Source organism: Acidisoma sp. PAMC 29798 (assembly GCF_030252425.1).
Classification (GTDB): Bacteria; Pseudomonadota; Alphaproteobacteria; order Acetobacterales; family Acetobacteraceae; genus Acidisoma; species Acidisoma cladoniae.
Window position 1 is genome coordinate 3343944 of sequence record NZ_CP126994.1, and the last position, 19156, is coordinate 3363099.

Genomic DNA, 19156 nt, shown 5'->3' on the forward strand with positions numbered 1-19156 from the left:
CCCTCAAGCCGCTTCTTTTGGCAAAATGCCGCGGTCTCGGCGTTCATTTTCGATGGTATTGCGAAGAAGACCAACCCCTTCGATCTCGACCTCGACGACATCGCCGTCCCGCATCCATAACGGCGGCTTGCGCGCATGGCCAACACCGGAGGGCGTTCCCATGACGACGACGTCCCCACTCTCCAAGGTGATACATTCAGATAGCAATGACAGCGTTTCTGCGACCGGGAAGATCATCTCGCGGGTATTGGCTTGCTGAACGACGGCACCGTTAAGGCGACACGTGATCGCGAGGCCGATTGCGCCGCGCGGCAATTCATCGGCGGTGACCAGCATGGGGCCGAAGGCGCCCGACTGCTCGAAGTTCTTTCCCATCGTCCATTGGATGGTCTTGCGCTGATAGTCCCGCACGGAGGCATCGTTGAAGCAGGAATAGCCATAGATGGCGTCCAGCGCCTCATCGGGCGTGGCGTGGCGGATGGGTGTGCCGATGATGACGGCGAGTTCCGCCTCGTAATCAAGTTGCTCGGATACGATGGGCTTGAGAATGGGCGCGCCATGCGCCGTCAAGCTGCCAGGACAGCGCAGAAAGATCGTCGGCCAAGACGGGCGCTGATATCCACCCTCGGCGGCATGTTCGGCATAGTTGAGCCCTAGACACAGCATTTTCCCGGCGGCAGGAATTAGCGGGCGGAAGCTGATCGTCGATGGATCAAGCAAAGGCCCACCGTCCTCGACCGCCGCCGCGGCCTTTTCCAACATCGTCGCGCCACCCTGGATGAAAGCAATCAGATCGCTGGGAAAGTCCGTAGTCCGGGCCGTCAGGTCAAGGATGCCGCCATCGCATTGAACGCCGATCGCGGGCCTTATGTCTCGCATAAATGAGAGTAGACGCATGTTTCCCCCGCCCGACGCTTGTCTGAGAAGACCCTACCTTGTCCCAATTCGGCGGACAAGAAAAATCGATTATCTACGGATTTATGGTATTTTAGTCGACGTTAATCCATGCAGTGATAATTTCAACGATATTCCTGGTTTACAAAGATCGCCCTCTGTCTCAGACTGCGACCGCGTCTGGCAAGACGCGCAAAAGGGCAGCCAATAAGAGCCGCCATGAGGAGCGCCGATGACTGAAGCCGAGACGCTGTCGGGATTCTTTAGCCTCAAGGGAAAGGTCGCCGTCGTTACAGGGGGCGCGGGCGGTTTGGGGCGGGCGATCGCCGCAGCCTATCTGCGCACCGGGGCGCGCGTCGCGCTGCTCGATCTGAAGGAAGCCGAGTTGGCGGCCGCGGCCGCGGAACTCAGCGCCTTGGGCGAGGTTCTTCCCGTCGCGGTTGATGTCACAAAGGCGCCCGCCGTCGAAGCCGCCGTGGAAGCCGCTGCCGTGCATTTCGGCAAGCTCGACATCCTGGTGACTGCTGCGGGCATCGCACGCCGCAAAGCCGCCGAGGAGCTGCCGCCCGAGGAATTTGACTTTGTCATGGATGTAAACGTCAAGGGCGGCTTGTATTGCGCACAATCCGTCGGTCGGCGGATGATCGCACAAGGCCACGGCGGGCGGATCATCACCATCGGCTCGGTGCGGGGCCTGGTCGGGCACCCACTCGGCTACGTCGCTTACGGCGTCAGCAAGGGCGCCGTCCATCTCTTGACACGGCAATTGGCCACGGAATGGGCCAAGCATGGCATCAACGTCAATTGCATCGCGCCCAGCGTGCTCAAGACGCCGCTTGCGGACTTCATCCTCAAGACGTCCGAAGTGCGGGATCTTTTCATGTCCCGCATTCCCTTCGGGCGTGCCGCAGAACCGGAGGAACTGAGCGGTACCGCCGTCTTCCTCGCCTCGCCGGCCGCCAGCTTCATCACCGGCCAAATCCTGTTCGTCGATGGTGGCAGCGTCGCCGGATAAAAACAGGCCCCGCTTAAAAAAGATCGTGAAATCGCGACAGACATCAATTGGGAGAAACGACAATGAAGATCCGCAAGGACTCGCCCCGTGCCCATACCGGCTTTCGCAACAGCCTTCGGGCCGCCGCCTTTTCGATCGGTGCTCTATCGACCCTGTTGATCGGTCTCGCTCCAGCGACCCATGCCGCGCCGAGTGGCGGCATCATCATCGGCATCGATGAAACCGCATCCGAATACTGGGCCGAATACACGCAAGGGGCCCAGGATATTGCGGATTCGCTGGGTGCGAAGCTGACGGTGGTCACCAGCAACTACCAGGGTGCGCAGTTGCTCGCCCAACTCGGGGCGATCTTCGCCACAGGATGCACCAAATGCGCCCTGGCGACAGACCCCTCCTCCAATGCCTTCGTCAAGGCCGTGGTCCGTCGCGCCGCCGCCGCCGGGGTGCCGATCGTCACCATCTGGAACCGGCCCGAGACCATCCACCCTTGGGATACCGACCCCAAATACTGGGTTGCCCATACATCCTTCGACGGCGTGATGTCCGGCTATTACCAGATGTCGGCGCTCTGCAAGGCCTTGGGCGGCAAGGGTGCGATCGCGGCTATAGAGGGTGTGCCGTCAACCCCGCCGGCCTACCAGCGCATCCAGGGTCTTCACAAAGCGCTCGCGGAATGCCCCGGCGTCAAGCTGCTGGATACCGAGGTCGGTGATTGGCAGGAGACGAAGTCCCAAAACATCGTGCGCACCTGGATTGCGCGCTATGGCGCCACGCTGAACGGCATCTTCGCCTCCAACGATGCCATGGCACGCGGCGCCGTCGCGGCCCTGCGCGAGAAGAACCTGAACGGCAAGGTTCCTGTAACCGGTTCGGACGGATCGAAGGTCGCGCTCGATATGGTCAAGGACGGCGACATGCTGGTGACGGTCTGGAACGACCCGGTTCTGCAAGGTGCTGTGTCAACTGCCCTCGCCCATGCTGCGGCCGTTGGCGACATCGATCCGGAAAAACTCACGCATGCGCAGCGCGATTTCTACTTGAAACAGGAAGTCGTCAATAAAGACAACGTCGATCAATACCTCGCCCTCAAGGCGAATGCGCCGAAATATACTTATTCCGCGATGAAGGCTGACTTCTGGAAGGATTCGGCGGGCGAAATTCCAGTTGGCGCGAACAAGTAACGCATCGTCACCTAGGATCGCGGCGGCGGATGATGAAACTCGCGACCAAGATTGGCCAAAGCGCGTCGGTGTCCGGGCGCCCGGCACCGACGCGCAGTCTTTGGTCTGGCCGGTGGTTGCAAAGCATCGGCCCCGTCGCGATCCTCGTTGTTCTGTCACTTGCCTTCCAACTCGCCAGCCACAACTTCCTGACGGGGGGCAATCTCGCGGCAATCGCCGAGGCCGCCGCCGTTCCGGTCATCCTCGCAACCGGCCTGAGTTTCGTTATCATCCTCGGCGCCATCGACCTCTCGCTGGAGGGGGTGATGGCGACTGCGAGCATGGCGGTCTCCCTTCTGAGTGCGAACAACGTCAATCGGCATGACTGGGGGATTTGGGGAATCGTCACCGCCCTCGGGTGCGGCGTGGCGTTTGGCGCCTTCAATGGCCTGCTCAACACCGTCCTGCGGATGCCGTCCCTCATCGTGACGCTCGGCTCCTGGTTCATCGGCCTTGGGATCGCCAGCGTACTATTTCCGAGCGAGGTGCCCGGAATCCACGATCCCCTCGTGCTCGGCCTCGCCTCCACGCATATCGCGGGCCTCAGTCTCATCGTCTTCATCGCCGTCGCCGTCCTGGTCGTCTTTCATCTTGTCCTCAACTACACGCATCTCGGCCGCATGATCTATGCGGTCGGCGGGGGTGAGGCGACGCTGGTCACCACGGGCCTGCGCGTGCCGCTGTTCAAGTTTGTGGCCTTCGTCATCTCTGGGTTCATCGCAGCCCTCGCGGGCGTGCTGCTCTCGGCGCAATTGGGCGACGGCAATGCCGATATCGGCAATGGCCTGCTGTTTCCCGCCGTCAGCGCTTGCGTTCTCGGGGGCACTTTACTGAGCGGCGGTCGCGGCGGCGTTCTTCAATCCGCCATCGGCGCGGTCATTCTGGAAGTGCTCAATAATGGATTGATCCAGATTGGTGCGGGACCTTACGTGCGCAACATCATCAGTGGCGCGGTCATCGTGACGGTGGTCGCGATCAGCGGGCTGCATATGCGCCGTAAGCTGCGGGTCGTGAAATGAGCAATCTTCTGGAAGTGCGCGGCGTCGGAAAGACCTTTGGCCGCGTTGTCGCACTGGAACCCATGGATCTCAGCCTTCGGCAGGGTGAGGTGCTCGGCCTCGTGGGGCAGAACGGCTCCGGCAAGTCGACGCTGCTCAAGATCATGGCCGGTCTCGTTCAGCCCGAACAAGGCACTATGCTGCTGCGGGGCACGCCCGTGCGGCTGCGCAGCCAGGCCGAGGCCACGCTGCATGGCATCGGCATGGTCCATCAGGAACAATCGCTCATCCCCAATCTCACCGTGGCCGAGAACATCTTTCTCGACAAGCCGAATGCCGCTAAGCGCTTCGGCTTCTATCGCTGGGGTCAACTCTACGAAGCGGCGGCCCATCAGCTCCGCAAAATCCAGGTGGATATCGATCCACGCGTGACCGTGGATACGCTTCGCTTCGCCGAGCGCCAGCAGGTGGAGCTGGCAAAGGTTCTGGCCATCGAGGATCTTGTGGACCATCCGCCGATCATCCTCTTCGATGAGCCGACATCGGTGCTGACACCGGGCGAGATTGCCCTGCTGTTTCGCCAAATCGACCGTCTGCGCCAAACTGCTGCCATCGTCTTCGTGTCACATCGATTGGACGAAATCCTCGCCATCAGTGACCGCGCCGTGGTGATGACCGATGGCCGCAAGGTCGCAGAGCATCCGATCGCCGATATCGATCGCGAAAGCCTGTATCGCCTTATGGTCGGTCGTCAGCGCGCCACCCGCCCGGCCCGCATGGCGGGCGCCGTTACAACGGCCGCCACCGGCTTGGCCCGGCTGGAGATCGACACGCTGTCATCCGGCAACCATTTCCATGACGTCACGCTGCGCCTGGAGCCCGGCGAAATCCTGGGCATGCTGGGCGTGCAAAGCTCCGGCGCGGAGGAGCTATGCCGCGCGATCTTCGGCGCGGAGGATGAGGTCAGCGGCACCATTCGCCTCAACGGCAAAGCGATCGACGCCGCCTCTCCCGCGTCCGCCGTGCGCCAGGGTGTCGGTTATCTTCCGGCCAACCGCCATCTGGAAGGGCTCCTGAAGGGGCGTACACTTGTCGAGAATATGGTCCTCACCTCGGGCCTGGATTACGGTCATGGTGGTATCCTCATCAACCGTCGCGCCGAGCGCGCGGCCGCCACGACCTGGATCGATCGCCTGCACGTCAAAACACGATCAAGCAATGCCCGGATCGACGATCTCAGCGGCGGTAATCAGCAGAAAGTTGTGCTCGGCAAGTGGCTCATGTCGCGCCATTTGAAGGTCCTGTTGCTCGATCACCCGACCCGAGGCCTTGATCCCGGCGCGCGGGATGAGTTGTTCGAGGCCATCCGCGCCGAAGCGGCCAAGGGCCTCGCCGTCATCTTCGTTGCAGACACAATCGGCGAGGTTCTCGATTTTTCGGACCGCATCCTGGTGATGCGGGACGGTGCGATCAGCGCGCAATACGACCTTACGCGCGGGGATGTGCCCCGCGAGGAAGATCTTGTTAGGGCCATGGTCTGATCGCGATGAAAGAGGCGTCGTCATGAGCATCTGGACGGAACCGAAGCTGCCCGAGGGCATGGATTGGGGCATGACATTGCGACGGTTCGTGCCCATCGCGGTGCTTCTGCTGCTGGTCATCATCAGCGCCATCATTGCACCCGGCACGCTGTCCCCCAGCGCGCTGACGGGGTTCGCCACCGATGCTGCACCGCTGCTGATCCTGGTCATCGGCAGCACCATGCCCATTCTCACCGGCAGCATCGACCTATCCGTGGCGGGCATCGCGTCCCTGACCGGCGTTCTCGTCGTGCAACTGGCGCCCATCTTCGGTCCCTGGACCTGCCTCGTCGTCATCCTCATTGCCATCGCCTTCGGTGCGCTGCAGGGCTTCGCCCATGCATGGCTCCAAATCCCATCCTTCATCACGACGCTCGGCACGCTCAGCATGCTGTCCGGTCTGTCGCTTTTACTGTCTAACGCGACGGCGCAACCCTTGCCGGACAGCGATCCCATCATCGATCTTCTCGGCGACACCGCCTTCGGCATCCCCGATGTCGTCTTCGCGGTCATCATCGTCGTGGCATTCCTCGCCCTGCTCATGCGCTATACCCGCATCGGGCGTGACCTTTTCGCGCTCGGCGCCGGCGAGCGTACGGCGCTGATGTCGGGTGTGCGCACAATCTCGGTGCGCAGCTTCGCTTTCGCGACCTCGGCAGGCTGCGCTGCCCTGGCTGGTCTCGCTCTGGTGTCGGTCACGCAATTCAGTTCCCCCACGCTCGCAGGCAATCTGTTGCTGTTGTCCATCGTCGGCGTCGTGCTGGGGGGAACTGCGATTTCCGGAGGCGTCGGGGGCCTGTGGGCCGGCGTCATCGGCGGTTTGATCACCGCCTGGCTTCGTGTGGCGACGGTGCTTCTGGGCGTGATGCCGACGGCGCAATACATCGTTTTCGGCGTTATGGCGCTGATCGCCGTGGGCCTCACGACCGATCGCGGAAAGATCGGCGTTATCAAATAGACTCGCGGGACTCATCAGCGGTCGCACCACTCCCCGATAACGTCGCCCCCTTTGTCGTCACCACAGGGTCGGCTTGGCGACCATCAGCCAAAAGACGACGACCAGACCGAGAAAGGCTGGCCAGCCGAGCCAGAACCAGGTCCAGAATGCACGGTGATACGCGGGCGGCAAAGTCGTTGCCTGGGCGGCCACGGCGGCATTCGCCAAGCGCTCCATCCGCATTTGCAGCACGACGACCGGGAGCCAGCATGCACCGGCCACGATGTAGAGCACGTAGGACGCAACCAGCCAGGATGAAAGCAGCGGATACCCCGCCGTCCAGGCCAGAATGACCCCAGTTACCGGCTGCACCACCCCTGAAGTAGAGGTGAATAACCAGTCCGCGAGCACCACGTTGCGGGCGGTCGATGCGATGGCGTGAATGTCGCCTCGGAAATGCGTGGCTAGCATGTGAAAGGCCGTTCCGGCACCGAGGCCGAACAAGACAGTCGCGCTCATGATATGGATCGTGAGGAGCACGCTATGAGCGTTCATCGTCATCTTTCATCGAGCAAGGCGGACCAGATTATCATTGCGGCCAGAACCGGGATGTTTTTGAGCAGTGCACCGTAAGGATCGGCCCAGAGTTTGGGATCGGCGAAACCGATGCCGACTGTGTAGCCGAACACGATGACAATCTGGGCATAGGCCAGAAGGCGGCCTGCCCGCCCCATCGCGATACCGACGGCGAGCGCGATGTCGAGAAGGGAGAAGGCGATTCCGATCGGGCTACCCCACGACATGGGTAAGTGGAGGGCTTGCATGATCCTGCCCTCGTCGGCCGGCGGATTGAGCAGGCCGGCGAGACCTGAGCCGGCCCACAGCGCCACCAGCGCGATTGTAAGTGCTGGACGCAGGAAGAAAAGGCGGCTGTGCCATCTGTCCTGCACGTGGGAGGGTGCCGATTGGAAAGCCTCAGCCATCGTGCGCGGCCTGAACCCAATGATCTGCTGGAAGGCGATTGGGTCGCCGATGTTGCCGTAGGTCATTTGGTCGATCGAGGTTGTGCGGATCGGGCCGGTACCGGCGACGTCACCTACTTTAGCCGCGATGCGGACCAATCTCTCCGGCATCTTCAACACGGGGACGGTTGGCAGGTCTAGCCAAGTGCGCGTCTGCTGCACGATCTCCCGCAGGGTTAGCGTCTCGGGACCGCAGGGTTCCAGCGTCTGTTGGCACAGGTCGTCGCGCGTGAGGCACGCGCTAATGGCGTGGGCGAGATCATCCGCGTGGATGGGCTGGAAGCGCTGGTCGCCATCTCCAACCAGCGGCGTCACGAATGGGAAGCCGGCGAGCCCCCTGATCGCCGAGGTCCCGCCATAGCTGCCCGATGCATAGACCAAGGAAGCCCGCAGCAAGACCCAAGGGAGTTTGCGCCCCTTGAGATCGTCATCTGCGGCCTTTTTGGTAAGAGCGTATTCGGTGCCGGCGTCGGTATCGGCGCTGATCGCCGACAATTGGACCACTCGGCCGATCTGTAAGCGTTCGCACGCCGCGAAGAGGGCGACGGGTGCGGTGGTGTGAATATCCCGCGCCGACTGACCGGCCCCTGACTGCAGGATGCCCGCGCAGTTCACCACCGCGTCAATCACGGCAAGAAGGGGCAGCCAATCATCTGGGGATTTCATCCGATTGAGGTCAAGCTGTACAGCATTGATCTCGGGGAACCGACGCTTGATGCTGGCGATATCGCGGACGCCGGCGGTGACAAAATGGCCATCCGTCAGCAGTCGGGCGGCCACATGACGCCCGATAAAGCCTGTTGCGCCGAGGAGAAGAACCTTCAATGGCGCGGCTTCCAGCAAAGGGTGAGAGGGCCCTATATCCTAGTCCCGGTCCATCTCCCAATTTCCTCTTTGTCAGCGTCGGCGACGATAAAACGAAGAGCTTTGGGCAAGCGCCGCCAAACGCTCAGTTTCGGGCGCCGGCTTGCTCTCTAATCGAGATAGACCTCAGGCAGTCCGACCTGCTTGGTGGCCCAGAGGCAGCGGACCCTATTCCCCGGAGCTTCGCCCTGACCGGCGAGTCTCCCAAGGCCACTCCCGCATAAGGCGCATGAGCCAATCCGGCTTGAAGAATGCCACGACGGCGATGAGGTAGGGGATAACCACAATGACCACGAAAAACGACACGTTGACGTCCTTCCGTTCGGAGGTTTTCGCATAGCTTCGCAGAGCGATGATAGGAGCATAGGCGCACACCGATCCACAGCCAAATACCAGCAAGCAGCCAGGTTTGGTAGAACCTGGGTCACGTCGCCACCCTCCGGCTGCTCCGCCAAGGCCGCCCCTATCCCTGCCCCCGCATCATAAACGGGCCGAAGACTTGACCGTGCTAGAGCGCCTTTAAGATCTGCTCCACCATCTTCTTTGCGTCGCCGAATAGCATCATCGTATTGTCTTTGAAGAAAAGCGGATTCTCCACGCCGGCATAGCCGGATCCCATGCCCCGTTTGAGAAACAAGACGGTCTTCGCCTTCTCGACTTCGAGGATCGGCATGCCAAAGATGGGTGAGCCGCGATCCGTCTTGGCAGCGGGGTTCGTCACGTCATTGGCCCCAATCACAAAGGCCACGTCTGCCTGGCCAAACTCCGCATTGATGTCGTCAAGCTCAAACACGTCGTCATAAGGCACGTTCGCTTCCGCCAATAAGACGTTCATGTGGCCCGGCATCCGGCCGGCGACAGGATGAATGGCATAGCGCACCTGAACGCCTTCCTCCTTCAGCCGATCTCCCATCTCCCGCAAGGCGTGCTGAGCCTGCGCGACCGCCATCCCGTAACCTGGAACGATGATAACCTGTCCAGCGTTTTTCATGATGAAGGCGGCGTCCTCGGCCGCACCTTGCTTCACCGGCCTTGCGTCGGCAGCCGCACCGGTTGTCACACCGGTTTCACCACCGAAGCCCCCAAGGATCACCGCAACGAAGCTCCGATTCATCGCCGCGCACATGATGTAGCTCAAGATTGCGCCGGAAGAGCCGACAAGAGCGCCGGTGATGATCAGGGCCAGATTGCCAAGGGTAAAGCCAATCCCGGCGGCGGCCCACCCCGAGTAGGAATTGAGCATGGAGACGACGACCGGCATATCGGCGCCGCCAATTGGAATGATCATCAGCACGCCGAGCGCGAGAGCGGCGATGACAATGAGCCAAAATACAATATGCGCCTGGGTCAGAATAAAGATGACGATGAGCACAATGAGGGACGCGAGGAGCGCCGCGTTGATGACATGACGATTGGGAAGCATGATGGGCGTGCCGGACATATTGCCATTGAGCTTGGCAAAGGCGATGACCGACCCGGTAAAGGTGATGCCGCCGATGCCCAATCCAATCGACATTTCGACGAGTGAGCCGACGTCAATATGGCCGGGGATCCCAATGCCAAACGCCTGCGGTGCATAAAGGGCCGCGGCTGCCACGCAGACGGCGGCAAGACCGACGCCGGAGTGAAAGGCTGCAATGAGCTGTGGCATGGCCGTCATCGCCACGCGTCGCGCCACCACGGCACCGATGCCGCCGCCCAGGGCCAGACCCAGAATGACAAGACCCCAACCGCCAAGACTATCGGACGGTGCTGACGCCAGCGTCGTCAGAATCGCGATCGCCATCCCCGCCATGCCCATGGCGTTGCCGCGCCGCGCGGAACGGGGCGATGACAAGCCACGGAGGGCCAGGATGAAGAGGATACCCGAGGAGAGGTAGAGAAGTTGCGCGAGATCGACGAACATGACGCGGCTCAATCTCTGGTCGTGGCTGTGACGTTAGCAGCCTTCGGCGGGGCCGCTTGTCGGGGCTTGTACATCCCGATCATGCGCTGCGTCACCAAGAAGCCGCCGAAGATGTTGATTGACGCCAGCACGAGGGCAATGAACCCGAACACCCGCGCGATCCATGGCCCGTGGCCCATAACGCTATGCAGCGAGGCAGCGACGGCCAGCAATGCGCCTACGACGATCACTGAGGAGATTGCATTCGTCACCGCCATCAGCGGCGTGTGAAGGGCCGGCGTGACAGACCAGATCACGTAATATCCGACGAAGATCGCCATCACGAAGATGGCCAGTCGAAAGATGAAAGGGTCAATCGCCCCGAAGGTCAGCGCATGGGCGGAAGCCCCCGCACCGGTGGCGAGCTGATCGATATCTTGGTGCATCGCAAAACTCCTCTGATGCCGGTTCTTGCTTCAGGTGACTAGGTGGCGATCTTGAAGTTTGGGTGGACAACCTGACCATCCCGGGTGAGCAATGTCGCGCGCACCAATTCATCGTCCCAGTTCGGGCTGATGGTGTTCGTTGTCTTGTCGATCATCGTCTCGACAAAGCTGAGGAGGTTGCGGGCATAGAGGGCGGAGGCCGAGGCCGCGACCCGTCCGGCCGTATTGGCGTAACCCAGGATACGGACGCCGTTGGTCGTCTCGACGTCGCGTCCCGCTTCGGAGCCTTCCACGTTGCCGCCTCGTTCGACCGCCAGATCGACGATCACCGATCCTGGACGCATCGACGCCACCATCGCGGCCGTGACAAGGCGCGGGGCGGGCCGGCCGGGAATGAGGGCCGTCGTCACGACAATGTCCTGCTTTGCGATATGGCCGACGACAAGCGCCGCTTGCTTCGCCTGATACTCCGCCGACATCGGCTTCGCATAACCAGCTGCACTCTCGGCCTGGCGAAATTCATCGTCTTCAACGGCCACGAATTTGGCGCCGAGGGATGCAATCTGTTCTTTTGCGGCAGGTCGCACATCCGTTGCGGTGACGATGGCGCCCAAACGTCTGGCCGTGGCGATTGCCTGAAGACCGGCCACCCCTGCGCCCATGACGAAGATCCGCGCCGCCGGAATGGTACCGGCCGCCGTCATCATCATTGGCAAAACGCGACCGTAGCTCGCGGCGGCGTCGATAATCGCGCGATAACCCGCGAGGTTAGCCTGTGAGGACAGCACATCCATGCTCTGCGCCCGTGTGATGCGCGGCATGAGTTCCATGGCGAAGGAGGTCAGGCCGGCGCTGGCAATCGCCGCCAAGGCAGCCTCCTGACCATAGGGATCCATGATCGCCAACATCAAAGCACCCGCAGGACAGGCGGCAAGCTCCGCCAGTTGTGGCCGCCGCACCTTCAAGATGACGTCTGCATCCTGCATGACGGTCTCAGGCTCAGCCACCGTGGCGCCTGCGGCCACATAGTCCTGGTCTGGGATGCCGGATCGCATACCGGCGCCTCGGGCAACAACGACCGAGGCGCCAAGCTTGGTGAGCTTGCCGACAGTCTCGGGCGTTGCTGCAACCCTGGTCTCATCCTGATCGATTTCCGCGGGAACGGCGATGCGCATTCTTGACCTCAAATCTAAAGCACAAGGTTTAGATGAAACCGTACCGGCAGTGTCGATCACGTCTTCCGCCGACGTGATCGACAATCGGAGACGGCGCATCGCTTTACGGGGAAGATGCCCAGGCAGACACGCGCGTTGCGAAGGGCCGCGCTATGACGGAAATTGCGCCAACAACCACCTCGGCTGTCGCGGCATCGACGCGATCGCTCCGCGTCGTGGACGACTATTCCGTTTTATAGAAGAAGGCGGCTTCATCGCTTTATGCTGCACAGCAGCAAAGGATTGATTGGTGCCCGCCGGGCAACTCAAAGCTTGTATGACTGCACCCATTGAAACCATTTCTGCCCGCTTCCAAGACAATTATGTCCGAATGCGCAGCAGCTGGACAACAGCCGCCTGCTGCGCATTCCACGCCGCAGGAGCCATCAGCCCTATGGGCGGTCTATTTTTGGGGGACTCCATCCCATAACGCACTCACTATTGGGCTTTTGTGATGTCGCGTCAACAAGCGATCGATTTCGCCGGGTGGCGAAAACGACCAAAATGACTTGAGGCAGACGAAAGCGCATATCGCACTGAAAGCCGATCGCGCCGCGTCGATTCCCCACGTTGCTTGCTACCAGGCGAGGGTGCGTCGCCCGATGGTGGCGCCCAAGCCGGCCATGACCAAGATCGCGAGCGGGTACCAGAGAGCAACGAACACCCCCGCATCGTTCTTACAGGCCAGCGCATAGGCGGTGGCGCCGAGGGCGCCGGACAAGGCGCCAACAATGGCGCCGACCACGGCCGGGCGGGTGACGGCGCCCATCCGCATCACGCCCAGCAGCAGGACCAGCGGCGGCAACGACACGCCCAGAATCGTCAGAACGCATTCATGGACGGAGATGTCCGAATTTCCGAGGAAGGAAAGGCCTGAACGGTCGGTGACCGCGCGGAAGGCGAGGATGAGCACGGCCGGCACGAAAGCCAAGACCGTCAATCGGCGGCTGCCCGGCAAGGCGGCGCGGCTCGCCAAAACGAGGCCGCCCAGACCCAAGGCCAGCATGCTCGCAACCTTATAAGCGAAGGGCGCGCGATGCATGGCGGAGGCGAAATCCGGCCGCGCCCCGTCCCATAGCAACACCAGCGCCACCGACACGCCGAGCGATACCAGGGCCGCGATCACGAGCATCACCTTGAAGGCGCGGGGCCGGGCCATCCGGCTGCGGCCCGCCTGTGCCGCAAGGCCGCCGATCAGGCCATTGGTACGCGCGGCGGTTGTCATCTCCTCTCTCCCGGTCATGGTGTGTCGTCCTGCCGGGCCTTGGCGCTCAGGCGCCGCAGAGCGCGGTGATACAGCACGCGCACCGAACCCTCACTGGTATGGAGCTGCTGGGCCGTAGCGCGGACGGTGGCGCCGTCAACGCCGAGGGCCCGCACAACATGGCGTTGGCTTGGCGGCAGATCGGCGAGGTGGCGATCAATGTCCTGCATGGTCCGGTCGGGATCCTCGGCGGGTGCGGCGAAGATTTCCGCCATCTCCTCCATGGTGATGTCGACTTGGCGCGCGGCGTCGCGACGCAGGCGACGCGCCGTATCGATGAACTTGTAGCGGGTGATGGTGAACAGCCAGGGCATGAACGGCCGGGTGTCGTCCCAGGTATGCCGCTTGCCATGCAGCCCGATCAGAATTTCCTGCACCACATCCTCCGTCTCATCCACGCCCAGGCCGAATTTGGCCAAACGCGCGCGGATCAGTCGGCGCAGCATGATCGCGACCTCCTTGAGCAGGCGCTCATAGGCCGCGGCATCGCCCCGCCGCTCCGCACGCATCGCCTCCGCCCACTGAATTTCGCGCGGAGTGACGTCAGTGTGTTCGATGGTCATGCTGGCAATCTTAACGGCCGCATGGGAATGCCAGCCATGCGCACCTTAATCGCGCGCCGTGTTGCGCGGGCCGTGTTCACTTCGAAAACCTCATTGAAGCATTGTGCTTTCAAACGTCGTTTTGACAAGGACAGCGAAGATGAAGATGTACAAGACAGGGGCCGCCGTGGCTCTTTGCCTGATGGCCGCCGCAGCCGCCAGCCTCCCGGCCCATGCCCAGACAACCGCCGCTCCGGTAAAGGCCCACAACGTCGTGCTCGTGCATGGCGCATGGGCCGACGGATCGAGCTGGGACAAGGTCATTCCCATTCTGCAGGCTGCCGGCCTGCATGTCACGGCGGTGCAGAATCCGCTGACCTCGCTCGCGGCAGCCGATGCCGAGACGCGCCGCGTGCTGGCGCTGCAGGATGGCCCCACCGTGCTGGTCGGGCATTCCTTTGCCGGCACCATCATCAGCGACACCGGCGACGCCGCGAACGTGTCGGCACTGGTCTATGTCGCGGCGCGGGCGCCCGACGCGGGAGAGGACTTCATTGCCTTATCAAAGAAGTTTCCCAGCGTGCCGGCGCATTCCGGACTGGTCGTCCATGACGGTCTCTCCACGCTGAGCGAAAACGCCTTCACCCAATACTTCGCCAATGGCCTTCCCCATGCGCAGGCCGAAGTTCTGTTCGCCGAGCAACAGCCAACCGCCACCTCGACCTTCTCAGCCCGCACGACAGTGGCTGCCTGGCATGACAAACCGAGCTTCTATGCCGTGGCCAAGCAGGATATGACCATATCGCCCGATCTCGAGCGTTTCGTCGCCAAGCGCATGCACGCGACGACCATCGAGGTTGAGTCTGGCCATCTCGCCATGGTCGTTCAACCGCAGGCGATTGCCGACCTCATCCTCAAGGCCGCCGGCCAAGAGAAATAGCGCTGCCCGACCGCGAGCCTCCCTTTCACACCAACAGACTGGACACGTTTATCATGATCACCGCACGGAACATCCTTCTCGCCGCCGCCCTTTTGGTGGCCCCGCCCCTCGCCTCGGCGAGTTTCGCGCAAAGCACCACGGGCGGCACCACCGTCACGTCGCCGATTTCGGGCTATGCGACACATACGCTCAAGACCAAGCATCATCACAAGGTGATCCATGGATTGAAGACGGGCCCCGGTGCTAAGGCCGGTTCGGGCAGCGGCATGGGTGAGAGCAGCGGCAGCTCATCCGGCAACTAAGTCTGATCGTATCGGACTGAAGCAATGTTGCTTCAGTCCGATACGTGAACGGCTCTCTGAACCAGAGTCGTTACCAGATGGCGGCGTCAAGCCGATCTGCGGATCGGTATCCTGTCAGCCAAGCGTCAGCAAGAGATTGCTCGACAAACGGACAGTGCATTTCTCCACTCGCAAATGCGCCAAAACCCGAAGCGACCGCATCATCGATAAGAGTCCGGTGCGTTTTTCGAACGAGCGCTGCGAGCACAACAGATGCGATGAAAGTCTTCAGCACTCTCAAAACAAGCCCCCGAATCGGTCTCTATCGACGCTCGGTCGGCTGATACGCACGCGACGTTACGCGACTATGTCCGGGCAGTTGCACTTTGTAAGCGCATAGGAATAGCCGCAGGCTTATGAGGCAAAGTGGGAGGCGAGAACGTCTCGTGCTGTCGTCCACGGCCTGATGCCGTATCGGTCATTGTCGAGGGGTTCGAGCTTGCCACGTCCGCTCGACATATCGCGCAGGTACTGCATGCCCTGCCAAACTGGAAACACCGCATCACCCGAGGGGCTGATGGTTCGCGCGGCGGTGATGACGACGCTCAGCAAACCAATTCCGCCCGGGCGCAGCAAGCCGAACTTCTTCCCTGTGAGTTCTGTCATCAGCGCGGCCAAATCACGCGGGCTCACCGCCGCCCCAGCAATCCGCAGGAACCGGGGTGCGCCGTCATCCAGCGCCGCCTCTGCCACATACTCCGCCACGTCGTCCTTGGTTGTGAAGTCGAGCTTTTGGTCCGCGCTCCCCCAGTAAAGGATCTTATGGCGTTTATGGAGGACAATGGGTGCTTGTCCCGCGAGCAAATCGGCAAACGCGCCGTTCAGCACCGATGTCGCTTTGATCGGTCGCTCGTCGATCCGCGCCATGAATTGACGCCGCAAATCAAGATTGCGGTTGTCTCCCGGAAGCGTCTTAGTGAAATCGAGAGAATAGTCGGACGGGATGAACCTCGGGACGCCCGCCGCGACGGCGGCTTCAAGCAATTTGCCTTGCATGCCAAGGATCACAGATTCAAGGCCGTTGAGGGCCGACACGACACAAGCGGCACCGTCGCAGGCGTGTCGCAGTGCGGGCGCATCCTCATAATCGACTTCAACCAGTGTCGCGCCCGCCGCTTCCAGACTCGACCGAAGGGCGGCCGAACTGCCGGATCTGATAAGGGCCCGGTACACGATATCTCGGCGGCCCAAAGAGGCTGCGATACGCCCGCCGAGATCGCCCGTTGCCCCCGCAAGAACGATAGGTGGAGTTTGCCTCATAAGCGGATGACCTTGAGCCAAACGGGGTCCGTAGGTTCGGGCATATCTTCATCTCCGCGTTCAATCAGACAGCGACCGCCGAGAGCTATCAGAAAACCCAGACGTCAGCACCTCATGCGTTGCAACGACATCCGAAGAACCTCTGCTAGATTGGCCTCATTGCCTCTATGGCGGATACATTGACGGGTGCCTTCGCAGACGGCGTAGCCGCGACCAGGACATCCACCAAGTTGATGCATTCCGCTTTACCCGTCGCGAGCAATTCGCGGAACGACCGGATGCGCGACATGAGCCACAGCACAGCCGCCACAACCCAAGCCGGGCTGCGGTCAATCCGCGTCTTCGCGCTTGGATAGAGATCATATCCGAGACCCTTGATGAGCGTGAAACTCGCGTGGACACCCTGCGCCAAAACGAGCGCTTCGCCCCATGAGGCGCCGCCGCCGCGTCGCTCACCCGCGACAGAGACGCTTTCGAACGCCACGCAGAGTGGGACGTGACAGCGAAGCCAGAGCGGCATGTCAGGCTCGCATTTGGCGGGCACACCGGCTGCATTGAAGACATCGACCCAGCGCTGCTGGCCCATGATGGTCTTTTGTCCACCCGCGCCAATGGTCGCCTTGAGCCTGCCTTCCGCGGTCAGCATTGCCTGCACAAACGGCATGCCGAAGGCGCATCGCGCGGCACCGACCGCTTCCTGCAACCGCTCCGGATGAAAGGTGTTGAACATGAACTGGATGCATTTGGCCGCGCTGCGCCGCAAAGCGGGCAAAAGCGCGTCTGTCTGGTGCGCCAGAAGCGTGACGATCACCAGGTCATAGGGCGTGTCCTCATCAAGCGCGCTGGCAACACGCATCGCCGCCCGTTCGCCTTTGACGTCGATAATACCACCGTCGCGTTCGAGCTGCTGCAGACGGAGAGACCCCGGGCGCGCAATAACGGTGACATCGTGATGCCCGATGCGCGCGAGTTGAAAGGCGAATGTGCTGCCGATTTTTCCGGCGCCGAGAACGGCGATTCGAAGCGGCGAAGAAGGCGCGAGCATGAGGAGGACCTTTATCTTGTCACTGTCTAGTTCCCCTATCTCGGATCAGGCGACGGGCTTGTCAAGGGCAATCTTGTCAGCGTAAAGATTTTCCATGACCACGCCATATCATCACGGAGCCCTTCCTGCGGCGTTGCTTCAGGCGGCGGAGGCCATTCTCGAACGGGAGGGGATTGGTGCGCTCACGATGCGTGGGGCGGCGCGGGAAGCGGGGGTTTCGCACGCCGCGCCCTCCCATCATTTCGGAGATCTGTCCGGCCTGCTGACCGCTTTGGCGGCGTCTGGATTTGTCCGGCTGCGCGAGCATGTTGAAACCGAGGTCGCGGTCGCCGAACCAGGCCGAAGCGCGCATCTCACCGCGCTCGGCCGGGGATATATTGGCTTCGCGCGGGCCTCGCCCGCGCTGTTTCAACTCATGTTCCGCTCGGAACGGCTTGATTGGTCAAATCCAGTGTTGTCGACTGCAGGCGCCGCAGCCTTCTCATTTTTGACGCTTCGTGAAACAGAGGGCGCGGTGCCCATCGCCTCTCATGGCATTCAAAGTTTGATGACCGCCACGGCGCGATGGTCGTTGATGCATGGGCTGGCGATGTTGCTCATCGATGGCAGGCTTGGCGCCATGTCGGACAGGGTGCCAGGTGCCGATGTTGATACCCTCATCGAACACGTGCTGACCTGCCTGGTGCGCCAGGAGATGTAAGGTCGTGCACGTGACAGCCCATCGCCCCAATTAAATCAGAGCGATGGGTGTGCCGGGGGAGCCTGTGGCGCCCACGATCGGCAGCGGGGCAAAGATATAAGCGAAGCGCCAAGCGTGCGTCTCCGCCAGTTCATCAAGCTTCATGCCCTCATGCAGATAGATGCCATGCTTCATAATGAGATGCTGGTGGACCGGATGAAAAACCTCCGGATCCACAGGCGGCACGACATCCACGGCAAAGTTGTCTGCGCCCACGACGCTCGGCGCTTTTTCCGCGAGCCATTCCGCCGCAGCGAGGCCCAGCCCCGGCGCGCCATCATAGAAGGTCGCGGCTTCGGTGCGGAAGCGCGACCCATGTCCCGTGCGAATGAGCACCGCATCGCCCGGCGCGAAGACCGTCTCGCTCAATCCCTGGCGCTCCAGACAGGCCTGGAGATCCGCCGGCGTGATCTCTTCCCCTAGGTCCATCACCCGCCCCTTCAGGCCCTGCACGTCCAGCAATAGGCCCGGCGTGAAGAAGACGGGTGCCTTCTCGATGCCGAGGCGTGTGAGGCCATAGGGGGACCAAATCTCGGAGAGCGGATTGCCGTTGTAGAAGCGGATATTGCCATGATCCGCCTTCTCACCGATCTGGCGTCCGAGATGGCCGAGCGCATCCATATGCGTACCGATCTGGCCGATCTCGGTCGCCAGGAACTCGTCGTTCCACACGGTCTTGCTGCGACCGCCATGGGGGCCGCCGGTGGGGCCGCCGGGCATGCGCAACCCGAACAGGCGGCCTGGCGCCAGGGGAATCTGCGCATCATACGGATGCCCAAGCTTGATGATCTCATGCCGGGATACCAGCGCCAGCGCCGCACGGATCTTCTCCGGGCCCATCAGATTGCCGTTGCCGCGCTGATCCTCCGCACCCCAGCGGGACGGATACCAATGCGTGCCCAGGGCAGGGCTTTCGGCCGGATCGTCGCTGCGCTGCTCCGCCATGAAAC

General features: G+C 61.8%; 20 protein-coding genes and 1 riboswitch. Of the genes, 9 read left to right on the forward strand and 11 right to left on the reverse strand.

Features of this window, described 5'->3' with window-relative positions:
• Positions 1 to 3: 3 nt before the first annotated feature.
• Entirely contained in the window at positions 4 to 762 is a 759-nt protein-coding gene (locus QP803_RS16100) for a fumarylacetoacetate hydrolase family protein (RefSeq protein ID WP_284944485.1), read from the reverse strand.
• A gap of 364 nt (positions 763 to 1126) precedes the next feature.
• Here QP803_RS16100 and QP803_RS16105 point away from each other — a divergent pair, with 364 nt between their 5' ends.
• The 5 genes from QP803_RS16105 (at position 1127) to QP803_RS16125 (ending at position 6665) form a co-directional block, all read left to right on the forward strand.
• The gene (locus QP803_RS16105; protein WP_284944486.1) at positions 1127 to 1909 is read left to right on the forward strand and encodes an SDR family NAD(P)-dependent oxidoreductase; all 783 of its coding nucleotides are present in this window, start codon (positions 1127 to 1129) and stop codon (positions 1907 to 1909) included.
• A 62-nt stretch (positions 1910 to 1971) separates the two neighbouring features.
• Entirely contained in the window at positions 1972 to 3090 is a 1119-nt protein-coding gene (locus QP803_RS16110; protein WP_284944487.1) for a sugar ABC transporter substrate-binding protein, read from the forward strand.
• Between the two features lie 29 nt (positions 3091 to 3119).
• Positions 3120 to 4148, forward strand: a complete 1029-nt coding sequence (locus QP803_RS16115) for an ABC transporter permease (protein ID WP_284944488.1) — start codon at positions 3120 to 3122, stop codon at positions 4146 to 4148.
• Positions 4145 to 5668, forward strand: a complete 1524-nt coding sequence (locus tag QP803_RS16120; protein ID WP_284944489.1) for a sugar ABC transporter ATP-binding protein — start codon at positions 4145 to 4147, stop codon at positions 5666 to 5668. The genes QP803_RS16115 and QP803_RS16120 overlap by 4 nt, the downstream gene beginning before the upstream one ends.
• A 22-nt stretch (positions 5669 to 5690) precedes the next feature.
• Positions 5691 to 6665 carry an ABC transporter permease gene (locus QP803_RS16125; protein ID WP_284944490.1) on the forward strand — a complete coding sequence of 325 codons (975 nt, stop codon included), beginning with the start codon at positions 5691 to 5693 and terminating at the stop codon, positions 6663 to 6665.
• Between the two features lie 57 nt (positions 6666 to 6722).
• Here QP803_RS16125 and QP803_RS16130 read toward each other — a convergent pair whose 3' ends face one another.
• The 5 genes from QP803_RS16130 to QP803_RS16150 all read right to left on the reverse strand — a co-directional run bounded on the left by QP803_RS16130 (position 6723) and on the right by QP803_RS16150 (position 12036).
• A complete protein-coding gene (locus QP803_RS16130) occupies positions 6723 to 7205 on the reverse strand; it encodes a DUF2269 family protein (protein WP_350356034.1) in 483 nt (160 codons plus the stop codon).
• Complete coding sequence (locus QP803_RS16135; protein WP_284944492.1) at positions 7202 to 8509, reverse strand: SDR family oxidoreductase; 1308 nt, start codon at positions 8507 to 8509, stop codon at positions 7202 to 7204. The genes QP803_RS16130 and QP803_RS16135 overlap by 4 nt, the downstream gene beginning before the upstream one ends.
• Positions 8510 to 9038: 529 nt before the next feature.
• The gene (locus QP803_RS16140; protein ID WP_284944493.1) at positions 9039 to 10436 is read right to left on the reverse strand and encodes an NAD(P)(+) transhydrogenase (Re/Si-specific) subunit beta; all 1398 of its coding nucleotides are present in this window, start codon (positions 10434 to 10436) and stop codon (positions 9039 to 9041) included.
• 8 nt (positions 10437 to 10444) lie between these two features.
• A complete protein-coding gene (locus tag QP803_RS16145; protein ID WP_284944494.1) occupies positions 10445 to 10861 on the reverse strand; it encodes a proton-translocating transhydrogenase family protein in 417 nt (138 codons plus the stop codon).
• Positions 10862 to 10899: 38 nt separating this feature from the next.
• The gene (locus tag QP803_RS16150) at positions 10900 to 12036 is read right to left on the reverse strand and encodes a Re/Si-specific NAD(P)(+) transhydrogenase subunit alpha (RefSeq protein ID WP_284944495.1); all 1137 of its coding nucleotides are present in this window, start codon (positions 12034 to 12036) and stop codon (positions 10900 to 10902) included.
• Between QP803_RS16150 and QP803_RS16155 the strand changes: the two genes are divergently transcribed.
• Complete coding sequence (locus QP803_RS16155) at positions 12029 to 12322, forward strand: hypothetical protein (RefSeq protein WP_284944496.1); 294 nt, start codon at positions 12029 to 12031, stop codon at positions 12320 to 12322. The genes QP803_RS16150 and QP803_RS16155 overlap by 8 nt on opposite strands.
• Positions 12323 to 12445: 123 nt before the next feature.
• Positions 12446 to 12511, reverse strand: a riboswitch (Fluoride riboswitch).
• Between the two features lie 141 nt (positions 12512 to 12652).
• Here QP803_RS16155 and QP803_RS16160 read toward each other — a convergent pair.
• The gene (locus tag QP803_RS16160; RefSeq protein ID WP_284944497.1) at positions 12653 to 13300 is read right to left on the reverse strand and encodes a DUF1109 domain-containing protein; all 648 of its coding nucleotides are present in this window, start codon (positions 13298 to 13300) and stop codon (positions 12653 to 12655) included.
• Positions 13301 to 13314: 14 nt separating this feature from the next.
• A complete protein-coding gene (locus QP803_RS16165; RefSeq protein ID WP_284944498.1) occupies positions 13315 to 13902 on the reverse strand; it encodes a sigma-70 family RNA polymerase sigma factor in 588 nt (195 codons plus the stop codon).
• Between the two features lie 139 nt (positions 13903 to 14041).
• On the opposite strand from QP803_RS16165, the gene QP803_RS16170 reads away from it, so the two are divergent.
• Both QP803_RS16170 and QP803_RS16175 read left to right on the forward strand, forming a co-directional pair.
• Positions 14042 to 14821, forward strand: coding sequence for an alpha/beta fold hydrolase (locus QP803_RS16170; protein ID WP_284944499.1), 780 nt, complete (start codon positions 14042 to 14044; stop codon positions 14819 to 14821).
• A gap of 53 nt (positions 14822 to 14874) precedes the next feature.
• The gene (locus QP803_RS16175; RefSeq protein WP_284944500.1) at positions 14875 to 15123 is read left to right on the forward strand and encodes a hypothetical protein; all 249 of its coding nucleotides are present in this window, start codon (positions 14875 to 14877) and stop codon (positions 15121 to 15123) included.
• A gap of 393 nt (positions 15124 to 15516) precedes the next feature.
• On the opposite strand, the gene QP803_RS16180 is transcribed toward QP803_RS16175, so the two are convergent.
• Together QP803_RS16180 and QP803_RS16185 are read right to left on the reverse strand one after the other, a co-directional pair.
• Positions 15517 to 16443: an NmrA family NAD(P)-binding protein gene (locus tag QP803_RS16180; protein ID WP_284944501.1), complete on the reverse strand. Its 927-nt coding sequence runs from the start codon at positions 16441 to 16443 to the stop codon at positions 15517 to 15519.
• A 124-nt stretch (positions 16444 to 16567) separates the two neighbouring features.
• Complete coding sequence (locus QP803_RS16185; protein WP_284944502.1) at positions 16568 to 17467, reverse strand: ketopantoate reductase family protein; 900 nt, start codon at positions 17465 to 17467, stop codon at positions 16568 to 16570.
• Positions 17468 to 17561: 94 nt separating this feature from the next.
• On the opposite strand from QP803_RS16185, the gene QP803_RS16190 reads away from it, so the two are divergent.
• The gene (locus tag QP803_RS16190) at positions 17562 to 18167 is read left to right on the forward strand and encodes a TetR/AcrR family transcriptional regulator (protein WP_284944503.1); all 606 of its coding nucleotides are present in this window, start codon (positions 17562 to 17564) and stop codon (positions 18165 to 18167) included.
• 30 nt (positions 18168 to 18197) lie between these two features.
• Here QP803_RS16190 and QP803_RS16195 read toward each other — a convergent pair whose 3' ends face one another.
• On the reverse strand, positions 18198 to 19151 hold the full coding sequence (locus tag QP803_RS16195) for a cyclase family protein (protein ID WP_284944504.1): 954 nt from the start codon (positions 19149 to 19151) through the stop codon (positions 18198 to 18200).
• Positions 19152 to 19156 lie beyond the last annotated feature (5 nt).